Below are 11318 nucleotides of genomic sequence, written 5' to 3'. Positions count from 1 at the left end.
GGGATGACCGGGTCGGGATTGCGTAGCGGCCAGTTGGCCGACGAGGCCGGGGTCAACCAGCAGACCCTGCGCTACTACGAGCGTCGTGGCCTGCTCGCCGCACCGCAGCGGTCACCGGGCGGGCACCGGCTCTACCCGGCCGAGTCGGTCACCCTGCTGCGGGTCATCAAGACCGCGCAGCGCCTCGGCTTCACCCTCAACGAGGTCACCGACCTGCTCGACGCCGGCCGCCACCGGCACGGCGGCCGACCGGACAGCGGCCTACAGGCACGTGCCGGAGAAAAGCTCGTCGAGGTGGAGCAGAAGCTGGCCGACCTGACCGTCATCCGCGACACCCTGCGGGCCGCCATCTCCGCCGGTTGTGACGACCTGGTCGCCTGCGCCGGCAGCTCCTGCTGCCCCCTGCCCTTCGCTGAACTGGTCGAGAGGAACGATCGTGCCGACACCTGCTGACCGACTGCGCCGCCTACTGCCCTCCGGCATGACGGGACTCGCGGGAGCCGCCTGCGCCGCCTGCTGCGTGCTGCCGGCGCTGCTGGCCGTGGGGATCCTCGGCGGTGCGGGCTGGGCCGCGGCCAACCGTTTCCTGCCCGGCGTCGCCGTCGCCCTGGCCGTGCTCGCCGGCCTTTCCTGGTGGTGGGCCGGCAAACGCCGCCACCCCGCCGGCTGCGCCGGCGGTAACTGCTCCTGCGGCCAACCCGAGCAGCACGACCGCGAGGTGATCCCGCTTACGTCCGACGCATGACGGTCAGGAGGCTGTGGCGGGCCTCTTGGTGGGATCGGCCGAGGTGGCGCCGCGAGTGGAGCGGCGGGTCAGGACCTCGGGGCCGGAAGCCGTGATGGCGACCGTGTGTTCGGAGTGGGCGGTGCGGGAGCCGTCGGCGGAGCGGATCGTCCAGCCGTCGTCGTCGAACGTGATTTTGTCGGTGGAGCGGCAGAACCAGGGTTCGATGGCGATGGTGAGGCCGGGGACGAGTTTCATGCCGCGGCGGGCGCGGCCGGTGTTGGGGACGTGCGGGGCCTCGTGCATGGTGCGGCCGATGCCGTGGCCGCCGAACTCGGCGTTGACGCCGTAGTCGTAGGAGTGGGCGACCTCGCTGATCGCGGCGGAGATGTCGCCCAGGCGGCCGCCGGGCTGGGCGGCGGCGATGCCGGCCTCCAGCGCGACCTCGGTGGCCTCGATCAGCTTCAGGTCGGCCGGGTCGGGGCTGCCGACGATGACGGAGAGCGCGGAGTCGGCGACCCAGCCGTCGATGCTGGCCGCCATGTCGATGCTGAGCAGGTCACCGTCCCGCAAGACATAGTCGTGCGGCAGGCCGTGCAGCACCGCGTCGTTGACCGACAGGCACAGCACGTTGCGGAACGGGCCGCGGCCGAACGAAGGGGCGTAGTCCCAGTAGCAGGATTCGGCGCCGCGTTCCTTGATCCGGCGGCGGGCGTGGTGTTCGAGGTCCATCAGGTTGACGCCGACTGCGGCGACACCGCTCAGCTCGGCGAGTAACTCGCCGACGAACTGGCCGGTCACCGCCATCCGGCCAATCTCCTCGGCGGATTTGAGCTCGATCACGACAGCCTCCCTCTCCGTGTGCGGTATTTTTATACCAGGGTAGGTGGGATGCTCCGGAGGGATATCCTGCTGGCATGGTTCGCCAACCACTCACCGCCGAACAGATCGCAGCGGGCCAGCGCCTCGGAGCCGCCCTCCGGGCCGCGCGGGCCGACCGCAGCCTCGTCGAGGTGGCCCTGGCAGCCGGCATCTCCCCCGAGACACTGCGCAAGATCGAGGCGGGTCGCCTTCCCGCACCGGCGTTCGGCACCGTGGTCTGCCTCAGCCAGGCCCTCGACGTCCCCCTCAGCGACCTGGCCGACGTCTGGCTGGCCGACATGGCGATCCGCCAGGCGTCCTAGAGGCCAGAGAGTTCACCCGGAAGTGCACCCGCGCGGTCGACGGTCGAGACGCCGAGGGTGCCGGCAGCCCTCGGAGTGACACGTCGGCCGTGGGAGATGAGCGGTGGGTGTTCCGGTCCGGTGCGGGCGGGGGTATGGTGAGCGTCGATGTCTTCAGGTCGGCCGCGTCGTCAGGGTCCGTCACGACGCCGGCATGCCGCATGATGCAAATTGCGCAGAAGGTCGGAATCGGCGCCTGATGAAGCGGCGCCTCGGGCGCAACGGCGCTGATCAGGGTCGCCGGACGGCGCGGTTGGGCCGAACGGTGCGACCTCGCCAACGCATGGTCGAGCCGAAGCTTCCACGGCTTTTTCCCGGCGCCTGCCATGTGGCACGATCGTGGAACCCACCATCCCGTGACACTCACTCGACAGGAGCACTCATGTCTGGTCGAAGGTTGGGCCGACTGCTTGGCTCGCTCCTCGTCCTCGCCGCCGTCGCCGCCGGAGTGGCCGGTGTCGACGTCCTCCCGACCCAGGACGCGAAGATGGCGGACGTCATCTGGTCGATGGGCGCGTCGCGCTGACCGCGTAGCCGTCCCGCCGGCCTCGCGACGACGTCTTCTGTAGGGAGTGGCATGTCCAGCCGAGATCGGCGACGTAGGTCCACGGAACATGCCTGGTTCGTCACCGCGCCGCTGGCTCTGCTCGCGATCGCCTTCAGCACCGCGATAGCGCTGCTCACCGACCGTCCGGTCGGTGATTGGGGGCTCGCCCTCCTGCTCTTCCTGGTGATGGCGGGCACCAGCATCCCGGTCCTGAACGTCGTCGTCCGCCGGCAGGCGGTCGGGGTGACGCTGACCGAGGTGCCGCTGATCGTGGCTCTCTTCTTCCTGCCGCCGCTCACGGTCGTCCTCATCTACACGCTGCCCCACGTCGCATCGAGCGTCTGGCACCGCTTCTCGCCGACCAAGCTGTGGTTCAACGTGGCCAAGGCCGCGGCCGCCACGTCCCTGGCCGGCCTGATCCTGCTCGCCCTCCCGCCGCTCGAGGGAGTGGGGCCGGGTACCTGGGGCAGTCTCTTCCTGGCCGTCGTGAGCATCACGCTGGTCAGCCTCGTGTCGGTCAGCTGTGTGCACGTGCTGATCCAGGGCTGGCAGGTGGGCCGGGAGGCGCTCCGCTCGACCCCGTCGGTGCTCCTCACCACGTCGATCAACGCGTCGGTCGGTCTGCTCGTCCTCATCGCCCTGAAGACCACCTGGTGGTCGGTTCTCCTGCTGGCGGCGCTCTGCGTGGCGCTCGCGCAGGTCTACCGCTCGTACTCGCAGTTCTTCCGCCAGCACCGCACCCTCACCGGCATGTACGACCTCGCCCGCCTCATGACGACCAGCACCGAGGGCGCGTTCGCCGACGTCCTGCTCGACCGGGTCCGGGCCATCATGCAGGCCGAGTACGCGACGCTCTGGCTGCCGGCGCAGGGGCGGCATCCCGAGGTGCTGCTGACCGCCCGCGTCGACACGTCCGGCCTGTTGGACGTGGCGCCCACTCCGGCGGTCCTGCGTGAGCAGGCCCGGGAGATCGGGAAGACGGTCGCGATCGGCCGGTTGCTCGGAGACGAGACCGAGCTGCGCAAGCAGGTGAGCGCGAAGCAGGTCAAGGACGTGATCGTCGTGCCCCTGCGTTCGGGGCAGGCCGTCATCGGGACGCTGGAGGTCGCCAACCGGCTCAGCGACGTCGGTCACCTGACCTCCGCCGACATCCCCGTCTTCGAGACCGTCGCGGCGCACGCCGCGGTGGCGCTGGAGAATTCGCGGCTCGTCGACCGCCTGCGGCACGACGCGTACCACGACTCCCTGACCAAGCTGCCCAACCGCCGTCGGGTCACCGGCGCGCTGGAGGAGGCGGTCAAGATCAGGGCGCCGGGCGAGGTGGTGGCGCTGCTGCTGTTCGACGTCGACCGGCTCCGCGAGGTCAACGAGTCACTCGGGCACGCCGCGGGCGACAAGGTCCTCCTGGAGGTCGCCGAGCGCCTCCGGTCGTGCGCGCCGTCGTCGGCCCTCGTGGGCCGGGTCGGCGGCGACGAGTTCCTGGTGACGCTACGGCTGGAGAGCGCCGACGCCGCACTGGAGATGGCGGCGCGGATGCGTGAGCAGATCCGCGCCGAGATGGTCTTCGACGCGCTCACCCTGGACGTCGACACCGCGGTGGGCGTCGCCGTGCACCCCGATCACGGCAGTGACCCGGCCATGCTGCTGCAACGGGTCGACCTGGCGGCCACGGCGGCCAAGTCCGTGCCGGGGAGTGTGCAGTTGTTCAACGCGGCCCTGGAGTCCCGGTCGCTGCGCCGCCTCGGCCTCGCCGGCGACCTGCGGCGGGCGTTGGACGACGGGGAGCTCGAGGTCTACTTCCAGCCGAAGGTCACCCTGCGGGACCGCCGGCTGGTCGGCGTCGAGTGCCTGGCCCGGTGGGACGATCCGGCGCACGGGACGGTCTCGCCGGAGGACTTCGTGGCGGTCGCCGAGCACACCGGCCAGCTGGGCCGGCTCACCGAGTTCGTGCTCCGGGAGGGTCTGCGGCGCAGTCGGGACTGGGCGCACGGGGGCCACCCGCTCTCCGTCGCGGTCAACCTCTCTCCGCGTACGCTGACCGACCCGCACTTCCCGGCCCGGGTGGGCGAGCTGCTCGACGAGTACGGCGTACCGCCGCAGCGGCTCACGCTGGAGATCCGGGAGTCCGGCGTGTTGGACGGCACGGACCGCCCGATACCGACCCTGCGCCGCCTGCGGGACCTGGGCGTACGCCTCTCGGTGGACGACTTCGGCACCGGTGACTCCTCGCTGGCGCACCTGCGGCGGCTCCCGGTGCACGAGGTGAAGGTCGACCGCTCGTTCGTGCAGGGGATGGCCACCGACCCGGGCGACCTGGCGATCGTGAACGCCGTGGTCACGCTCTCGCAGCAGTTCGGGCTGGCCGTGGTGGCCGAGGGCGTGGAGAGCGAGCTGACCCTGGAGCTCCTCCAGGACATCGGCTGCGAGATCGGCCAGGGCTTCCTGTTCAGCAGGCCGCTGCCGTACGAGCGGCTGGAGGCCTGGTTTGGCGCCCAGGCCGACCCCGAGGCGGTCCCCGCGGGGGAGCTGCCCCGCCTCCGCGTCGTGCCCTGAGCTGCGAGTACGTGCCGCAGGGGGATCCGATTTCACCTCGGCCAGCGGGCCGTGTACTCTTACCTCTGCGCGGCCACCGAGTGATCGCGCAGGCCCCCTTAGCTCAGTCGGCAGAGCGTCTCCATGGTAAGGAGAAGGTCTACGGTTCGATTCCGTAAGGGGGCTCAGAGGGTCCGGCTGGACCCGCCACGGCGGTGTAGCTCAGATGGCAGAGCAAGCGGCTCATAATCGCTGTGTCGCCGGTTCAAGTCCGGCCACCGCTACTCTCGTCCACCGGGCTGCTCCCGGCGGTCGGTGGGATGGGCGCCACAGGCGCCCACTTTGCATGTGCGCGTAGTCAGCGCGTAGGCTGATGCGCCGTAGTTGTCACCCATTAGCGAGGAAGGCACTCCGCCGTGGCGAAGGCGACCGATGTCCGGCCGAAGATCACTTTGGCGTGTGTGGAGTGCAAGGAGCGCAACTACATCACGCGCAAGAACCGTCGTAACGACCCGGACCGCATCGAGCTGAAGAAGTTCTGCCCGCGCGACGGCCGGCACACGGTCCACCGCGAGACCCGCTGACCTGCGGCCGGCCCCGCCGGCCCGGTCCTGAGCGCGTCCGATCGCCGATCCGCCGGCCCCGGCGTGGCCCCGAGCCACCGCCGGCCGGGCGGATCGGCGATTGTGTTTCCCGTGTAGGTTCGCGGCATGTCCCTGGACCCGTCCTTCGTCGGCCGGACGTACCCGCCGACCGCCCCCTACCAGGTGGGCCGAGAAAAGATCCGCGAGTTCGCGACGGCCATCGGTGCCACCGAAGCGGCCCACCACGACCCCGAGGCCGCCCGCGCGCTCGGCCACCCGGACGTGATCGCGCCGCCGACCTTTCCCGTGGTGCTCACCATGGCCGCCAGCCGGCAGATCATCGAGGACCCGGCCCTGGGCGTCGACTACAGCCGCGTCGTGCACGGCGACCAGCGCTTCGCGTACAACCGCCCGGTGGTCGCGGGCGACGAGCTGATCTGCGCCAACACCATCGAGGACGTCAGCAACCGGGGTGGGCACGGTTTCCTGACCACCCGGACCGAGGTCACCACGTCGGCCGGCGAGCCGGTGGTCACCGTCTGGTCGAAGATCGTCGTACGCGGGGAGGGCTGAGATGGAGCTGCCGGCCAGGACGTTCCGGGTGACGCGCGCGGACCTGGTCCGCTACGCGGGGGCCTCGGGCGACTTCAACCCCATCCACTGGAGCGACCGGACCGCCACCAAGGTCGGGCTGCCCGGCGTGATCGCCCACGGCATGTTCACGATGGCGCTGGTCGGCCGGGCGGTGACCGACTGGGCCGGTGCCCCCGACGCGGTGGTCGACTACAGCGTCCGGTTCACCCGTCCGGTGGTGGTGCCGGACGACGACCAGGGCACCGAGATCGAGGTGACGGCCACCGTCCGCGAGGTCACCGAGGACGGCCTGACCAGGCTCGACATCACCGCCACCTGCCTGGGGGAGAAGGTGCTGTCGCAGGCGCGGGCGACCATCCGTACTCCCGGCTGAGCGATCTCGCGACGCGCGAGGGGTGGACCGGTTGGGAAAGTCGTGGCACTACCCGTACACTGGTCCGCCGTGGGGCTCGTGACCCCTGCCCGGCCGTGTGTGGCGGGGTGGGGTGATCGTCGCCGCACAGGGGTGTAGCTCAATTGGCAGAGCAGCGGTCTCCAAAACCGCAGGCTGCAGGTTCAAGTCCTGTCACCCCTGCGCCTCAGGCCTGACCGTTCCCGTGGGTCGCGCCGCCGTCCGGCGGCGTCCGGCCCGTGGTGGTGGTATCAGCGGGGTGGTTCCGAGGCACTCGGGCCCTCCGGTTCGATCCGCCGGCCGCGGCCCGTCGCGGGACGGTCGGGCCGGCCGGCGCGACCAGGCGCCGCGCACGTCGCGACGGCGTGCGAACCGACATCCCGCGACGGAGGGCGAAGTGGCCGACAACAAGCGGCGCGGCGAGGACGCCGACGACGAGCGTCTGGACGACGAGTTCGACGCCGCCGGCGACGACGCCGAGGACGCCGAGGAGCCGGTCTCCCGGGGCGGCACCGCGACCCGGTCGCGTGCCCGGGCGGAGTCGGCCGACCGGCCGAAGACCCGCACGGAGACCGAGAAGGTCGGGCTGTTCGGGCGCATCGCCCGATTCATCCGCGAGGTCGTCGCCGAGCTGCGTAAGGTCATCTGGCCGACGCGCAAGGAGCTGCTGACCTACACCGCCGTGGTGGTCGCATTCGTTACGGTGGTAACCGCCCTCGTCGTCGGATTCGACTACGTTTTCGCGAAGGGCGTGTTGTGGGTCTTCGGCAACCCCAGCTGACCGGCGAGATCTGCCGATAGTGACGGAAGTGAGCGAGCGTGCCTGAGTACGACGAGACCGCCGGACCCGCGGACGAGCAGTCCACGGTCGCGACGGCGGCTGGTGACGAGTCGGTCGAGGCCGCCAGCGCACCGGAGGTCCCCGCCGGCGGGGTCACCGAGGACGAGGAGTTCGACCCGGTCGCCGAGCTGCGCCAGAAGCTGCGCTACGCGCCGGGCGACTGGTACGTGGTGCACTCGTACGCCGGCTACGAGAACAAGGTCAAGACCAACCTCGAGACCCGGATCACGTCCCTCGACATGGAGGACTACATCTACCAGGTCGAGGTCCCGACCCGCGAAGAGGTCGAGGTCAAGAACGGCAAGCGGTCGCAGGTCCAGGCCAAGGTCTTCCCGGGCTACATCCTGGTCCGCATGGAGCTGACCGCGGAGTCGTACTCCTGCGTGCGCAACACGCCGGGCGTGACCGGGTTCGTGGGCGCCACCGACCGGGCCGACCGCCCGGCGCCGCTCAGCCTCGACGAGGTGCTCAAGTGGCTGGCGCCGGCCGTCGAGACCGAGCAGAAGAAGGCCAAGCCCGAGGTCAAGGTCCTCGACTTCGAGGTCGGCGACTCGGTCACCGTCACCGACGGGGCCTTCGCGTCCCTCCCGGCGACGATCAGCGAGATCAACGCGGACCAGCAGAAGCTCAAGGTGCTGGTGTCGATCTTCGGCCGGGAGACGCCGGTCGAGCTCAACTTCAACCAGGTCGCCAAGATCTGACCTCCGGTACGCCGGCGGCGGGTGCCAGCCCACCGCCGGCGTACGCGTTCCCAGCCCCTCGGCGGACCGGGTGGTGGAACGCTGCGCTACCCTAGAACGTCGCCGTCTTCGCGGTGCGCTGACCGTGCGTGCCCGCAGCCGGTGCGAATCCCCGATCCAAGTCCCAGGAAGAGACATGCCTCCGAAGAAGAAGCTCGTCAAGACGTTCACGCTTCAGCTGCCGGCGGGGCAGGCCACCCCGGCGCCGCCGGTCGGCCCCGCGCTCGGCCAGCACGGCGTGAACATCATGGAGTTCTGCAAGTCCTACAACGCGCAGACCGAGTCGCAGCGGGGCGACATCGTCCCCGCCGAGATCAGCGTCTACGAGGACCGCACGTTCACCTTCGTGCTGAAGACCCCGCCCGCCGCCCGGCTGCTGATCAAGGCCGCCGGCGTGCAGAAGGGCTCGGGCGTCCCGCACAAGGAGAAGGTCGGCCAGGTCACCCGCGCCCAGGTGCGGGAGATCGCCGAGAAGAAGATGTCGGACCTCAACGCCAACGACCTCGACCAGGCCGAGAAGATCATCGCCGGGACCGCCCGGTCGATGGGCCTGAACGTCGTCGACTGACCTTCGGCTGACACCTAGCCGATCCCGTTCGTGGGAGGGCGCGCGAACGCCGCGGGCCCGCCAGAGACCACAGGAGTAACCACAGATGCAGCGCAGCAAGAACTACCGCAAGGCCGCCGACGTCATCGACCGGTCCAAGCTCTACACCCCGGCCGAGGCCGTGAAGCTGGCCAAGGAGACCACCTCCGTTAAGTTCGACGCCACGGTCGAGGTCGCGATGCGCCTCGGCGTCGACCCCCGCAAGGCGGACCAGATGGTTCGCGGCACGGTCAACCTGCCGCACGGCACCGGTAAGACCGCCCGCGTGATCGTGTTCGCCGCCGGCGCGAAGGCCGAGGAGGCCACCGCCGCCGGTGCGGACGAGGTGGGCACCGACGAGCTGGTCGCCCGGATCCAGGGCGGTTGGCTCGACTTCGACGCGGCGATCGCCACGCCGGACCAGATGGCCAAGATCGGCCGGATCGCGCGGATCCTGGGCCCGCGCGGTCTCATGCCGAACCCGAAGACCGGCACGGTGACCATGGACGTCGCCAAGGCCGTCTCGGACATCAAGGGCGGTAAGATCACCTTCCGGGTGGACAAGCACTCCAACCTGCACCTGATCATCGGCAAGGCCTCGTTCTCGGAGGCCCAGCTGATCGACAACTACGCGGCGGTCCTCGACGAGATCCTGCGGGCCAAGCCGTCCGCCGCCAAGGGCACGTACCTGAAGAAGGTCACCCTCACCACCACCATGGGCCCGGGCGTCCCGGTCGACCCGAAGCTGGTGAAGAACCTGCAGGAGGCTCCGGCCGAGGGCTGAGCACGACTGCGCCGACGGGGCCCCGCCACGATGTGGTGGGGCCCCGTCCGTGTGTCCGGTGTGGCAGGCTCGGCTCGTGCGGCTGGAGGACGTGTGGCTGCGGTACCACCGGCGCGGCCGGTGGGTGCTGCGGGAGACGACGGTGCGGATCGGTGCTGGAGCCGCTGCTGCCCACGGCCCGGGCGCTGGCGGGTTCGCTCTCCGGAGCGACCGGTGTGCTGCTGACCGGCTGGGCGCTGGCCTGGGCCGCGGTGGCGCTCGTCGGGTACGCCCGCGTTCTGGGCCGGCGCGCCTGAGGGCCGCCGGGGGAGTGATCGGCCGCACTGCGGGGGCGATTTGGCGGTCACGGTGGATGTCGCGTAACCTTGTCGCGTAGTTCCACCCAGAGACCGCTGGTCACCGTGCTCCGGCACGGTCGAAGGTCCCGCTACTGACGGGCGACCCGCGTAGGGCGGCAAGCGAAACCGGTTCTGCACGTGGTCCGCCGACCGCGTCCTGATCGCCGGCCCTCGCCCCGTGCGCCCTGCGCCGGGGCTTTTCTCGTTGGTGCGATGCCTCCGTCTCCGTCGCGAGCATCCCGCTCGTCGACGGTGACCAGCCTCGAGCAACGAGAGAGGAGGGACATGGCGGACAAGCCGATCCGGGCCGACAAGGCCACGGCCGTCGCTGAGCTGACCGAGAGCTTCCGCAACGCGGGGGCGACCGTGCTGACCGAGTACCGCGGTCTGACGGTTTCCCAGCTCACCCAGCTGCGGCGCTCGCTCGGCAAGGAGACCAGCTACACGGTCGCGAAGAACACGCTGGCCAAGCGTGCCGCGGCCGACGCGGGCATCTCCGGCCTCGACGAGCTGTTCACCGGTCCTACCGCGCTGACTTTCGTTTCGGGCGACGTCGTCGAGGCGGCGAAGGGGCTTCGCGACTTCGCGAAGGCCAACCCGAAGCTCGTCATCAAGGGCGGTGTCTTCGAGGGCAAGGCCATTTCCGCGGCCGAGGTCACGAAGCTCGCCGACCTGGAGTCCCGTGAGGTGCTGCTGGCCAAGCTGGCCGGCGCCATGAAGGGCAACCTGAGCAAGGCCGCGGCCCTGTTCCAGGCCCCGCTCGCCAAGACCGCGCGTCTGGCGGCCGCCCTGCAGGACAAGCGCGAGAAGGAGGGCGCCGAGGCGGCCTGAGGCCTCCCGGCGCACCCACGTTCTTAGTTTTCACTTGTAGAAAGGACGCCAGACATGGCGAAGCTCAGCACCGAAGAGCTGCTCGACGCGTTCAAGGAGATGACGCTGATCGAGCTCTCCGAGTTCGTGAAGCAGTTCGAGGAGACCTTCGAGGTCACCGCCGCCGCTCCGGTTGCCATGGGCGTTGCCGCCCCGGGTGCCCCGGGTGCGGCCGCCGAGGCCGAGCCGGAGAAGGACGAGTTCGACGTCATCCTCGACGCCGACGGTGGCAAGAAGATCCAGGTCATCAAGGTCGTGCGTGAGCTGACCGGCCTGGGCCTGAAGGAGGCCAAGGACCTCGTCGAGGCCGCGCCGAAGCCGGTCCTGGAGAAGGTCAACAAGGAGACCGCCGACAAGGCCAAGGCCAAGCTCGAGGGCGAGGGTGCCAAGGTCACCCTCAAGTGACCTGAGGTACGACCTTGACGCGCGTCCGGCTCACGTGAGCCGGGGCACACACCGCGTCACGGCGGGCGGGGGGGCGGGGGGGGGGGGGGGGCCCGGCCGGCGGGGGGGGCCGGGGGGGGGGCCCGGCCGGGGCCGGCCCCCCCCGCGGGCGCCCGCGGG

The 11318-nt window shown here is 70.5% G+C and carries 16 protein-coding genes and 3 tRNA genes; 18 read left to right on the top strand and 1 reads right to left on the bottom strand.

Annotated elements, in window-relative coordinates:
- Window positions 1-3: 3 nt before the first annotated feature.
- Window positions 4-453 (top strand): MerR family transcriptional regulator, encoded by a 450-nt coding sequence (locus tag HCJ94_RS28710; protein WP_168004140.1) that lies wholly within the window; start codon window positions 4-6, stop codon window positions 451-453.
- Between the two features lie 28 nt (window positions 454-481).
- On the top strand, window positions 482-745 hold the full coding sequence (locus HCJ94_RS28705) for a hypothetical protein (RefSeq protein WP_168004139.1): 264 nt from the start codon (window positions 482-484) through the stop codon (window positions 743-745).
- A gap of 3 nt (window positions 746-748) precedes the next feature.
- Here HCJ94_RS28705 and map read toward each other — a convergent pair whose 3' ends face one another.
- Entirely contained in the window at window positions 749-1567 is an 819-nt protein-coding gene (map, locus tag HCJ94_RS28700; protein WP_168004138.1) for a type I methionyl aminopeptidase, read from the bottom strand.
- Window positions 1568-1641: 74 nt separating this feature from the next.
- On the opposite strand from map, the gene HCJ94_RS28695 reads away from it, so the two are divergent.
- The 16 genes from HCJ94_RS28695 (at window position 1642) to rplL (ending at window position 11159) form a co-directional block, all read left to right on the top strand.
- On the top strand, window positions 1642-1908 hold the full coding sequence (locus HCJ94_RS28695) for a helix-turn-helix domain-containing protein (RefSeq protein ID WP_168004137.1): 267 nt from the start codon (window positions 1642-1644) through the stop codon (window positions 1906-1908).
- A gap of 436 nt (window positions 1909-2344) precedes the next feature.
- A complete protein-coding gene (locus HCJ94_RS30850) occupies window positions 2345-2473 on the top strand; it encodes a hypothetical protein (protein WP_255481217.1) in 129 nt (42 codons plus the stop codon).
- A gap of 51 nt (window positions 2474-2524) precedes the next feature.
- The gene (locus HCJ94_RS28690; RefSeq protein ID WP_168004136.1) at window positions 2525-5047 is read left to right on the top strand and encodes a putative bifunctional diguanylate cyclase/phosphodiesterase; all 2523 of its coding nucleotides are present in this window, start codon (window positions 2525-2527) and stop codon (window positions 5045-5047) included.
- A 92-nt stretch (window positions 5048-5139) separates the two neighbouring features.
- A tRNA-Thr gene (locus HCJ94_RS28685) sits at window positions 5140-5212 on the top strand.
- Window positions 5213-5237: 25 nt separating this feature from the next.
- Window positions 5238-5310: transfer RNA gene (locus tag HCJ94_RS28680), tRNA-Met, on the top strand.
- A 132-nt stretch (window positions 5311-5442) separates the two neighbouring features.
- Complete coding sequence (gene rpmG, locus HCJ94_RS28675) at window positions 5443-5610, top strand: 50S ribosomal protein L33 (protein ID WP_007073056.1); 168 nt, start codon at window positions 5443-5445, stop codon at window positions 5608-5610.
- Window positions 5611-5736: 126 nt separating this feature from the next.
- A complete protein-coding gene (locus HCJ94_RS28670; RefSeq protein ID WP_168004135.1) occupies window positions 5737-6183 on the top strand; it encodes a MaoC family dehydratase N-terminal domain-containing protein in 447 nt (148 codons plus the stop codon).
- 1 nt (window position 6184) lies between these two features.
- Window positions 6185-6577 carry a MaoC family dehydratase gene (locus tag HCJ94_RS28665; protein ID WP_168004134.1) on the top strand — a complete coding sequence of 131 codons (393 nt, stop codon included), beginning with the start codon at window positions 6185-6187 and terminating at the stop codon, window positions 6575-6577.
- Between the two features lie 128 nt (window positions 6578-6705).
- Window positions 6706-6778 (top strand) — tRNA-Trp (locus tag HCJ94_RS28660).
- A gap of 214 nt (window positions 6779-6992) precedes the next feature.
- Window positions 6993-7376, top strand: coding sequence for a preprotein translocase subunit SecE (gene secE / locus HCJ94_RS28655; RefSeq protein WP_168004133.1), 384 nt, complete (start codon window positions 6993-6995; stop codon window positions 7374-7376).
- Window positions 7377-7414: 38 nt separating this feature from the next.
- Window positions 7415-8137 (top strand): transcription termination/antitermination protein NusG, encoded by a 723-nt coding sequence (nusG, locus tag HCJ94_RS28650; RefSeq protein ID WP_168004132.1) that lies wholly within the window; start codon window positions 7415-7417, stop codon window positions 8135-8137.
- Between the two features lie 175 nt (window positions 8138-8312).
- Window positions 8313-8744, top strand: coding sequence for a 50S ribosomal protein L11 (rplK, locus tag HCJ94_RS28645; RefSeq protein ID WP_168004131.1), 432 nt, complete (start codon window positions 8313-8315; stop codon window positions 8742-8744).
- An 85-nt stretch (window positions 8745-8829) separates the two neighbouring features.
- Window positions 8830-9546 carry a 50S ribosomal protein L1 gene (rplA, locus tag HCJ94_RS28640; protein WP_168004130.1) on the top strand — a complete coding sequence of 239 codons (717 nt, stop codon included), beginning with the start codon at window positions 8830-8832 and terminating at the stop codon, window positions 9544-9546.
- A 152-nt stretch (window positions 9547-9698) separates the two neighbouring features.
- Window positions 9699-9842 (top strand): hypothetical protein, encoded by a 144-nt coding sequence (locus HCJ94_RS28635; protein ID WP_168004129.1) that lies wholly within the window; start codon window positions 9699-9701, stop codon window positions 9840-9842.
- Between the two features lie 327 nt (window positions 9843-10169).
- Window positions 10170-10715, top strand: a complete 546-nt coding sequence (gene rplJ, locus HCJ94_RS28630; RefSeq protein WP_130320445.1) for a 50S ribosomal protein L10 — start codon at window positions 10170-10172, stop codon at window positions 10713-10715.
- A 54-nt stretch (window positions 10716-10769) separates the two neighbouring features.
- Window positions 10770-11159, top strand: a complete 390-nt coding sequence (gene rplL, locus HCJ94_RS28625) for a 50S ribosomal protein L7/L12 (protein ID WP_155330220.1) — start codon at window positions 10770-10772, stop codon at window positions 11157-11159.
- Window positions 11160-11318 lie beyond the last annotated feature (159 nt).

Source organism: Micromonospora thermarum, from assembly GCF_012034245.1.
Taxonomy (GTDB): domain Bacteria; phylum Actinomycetota; class Actinomycetes; order Mycobacteriales; family Micromonosporaceae; genus Micromonospora; species Micromonospora thermarum.
This window is presented reverse-complemented; position numbering and strand designations above follow the sequence as displayed.

Coding starts and splice junctions, on each gene's coding strand:
- HCJ94_RS28710 (WP_168004140.1), top strand. CDS start 4: ATGACCGGGTCGGGATTGCGTAGCGGCCAGTTGGCCGACGAGGCCGGG.
- HCJ94_RS28705 (WP_168004139.1), top strand. CDS start 482: ATGACGGGACTCGCGGGAGCCGCCTGCGCCGCCTGCTGCGTGCTGCCG.
- HCJ94_RS28695 (WP_168004137.1), top strand. CDS start 1,642: ATGGTTCGCCAACCACTCACCGCCGAACAGATCGCAGCGGGCCAGCGC.
- HCJ94_RS28690 (WP_168004136.1), top strand. CDS start 2,525: ATGTCCAGCCGAGATCGGCGACGTAGGTCCACGGAACATGCCTGGTTC.
- HCJ94_RS28670 (WP_168004135.1), top strand. CDS start 5,737: ATGTCCCTGGACCCGTCCTTCGTCGGCCGGACGTACCCGCCGACCGCC.
- HCJ94_RS28665 (WP_168004134.1), top strand. CDS start 6,185: ATGGAGCTGCCGGCCAGGACGTTCCGGGTGACGCGCGCGGACCTGGTC.
- rplK (WP_168004131.1), top strand. CDS start 8,313: ATGCCTCCGAAGAAGAAGCTCGTCAAGACGTTCACGCTTCAGCTGCCG.
- rplA (WP_168004130.1), top strand. CDS start 8,830: ATGCAGCGCAGCAAGAACTACCGCAAGGCCGCCGACGTCATCGACCGG.
- rplJ (WP_130320445.1), top strand. CDS start 10,170: ATGGCGGACAAGCCGATCCGGGCCGACAAGGCCACGGCCGTCGCTGAG.
- rplL (WP_155330220.1), top strand. CDS start 10,770: ATGGCGAAGCTCAGCACCGAAGAGCTGCTCGACGCGTTCAAGGAGATG.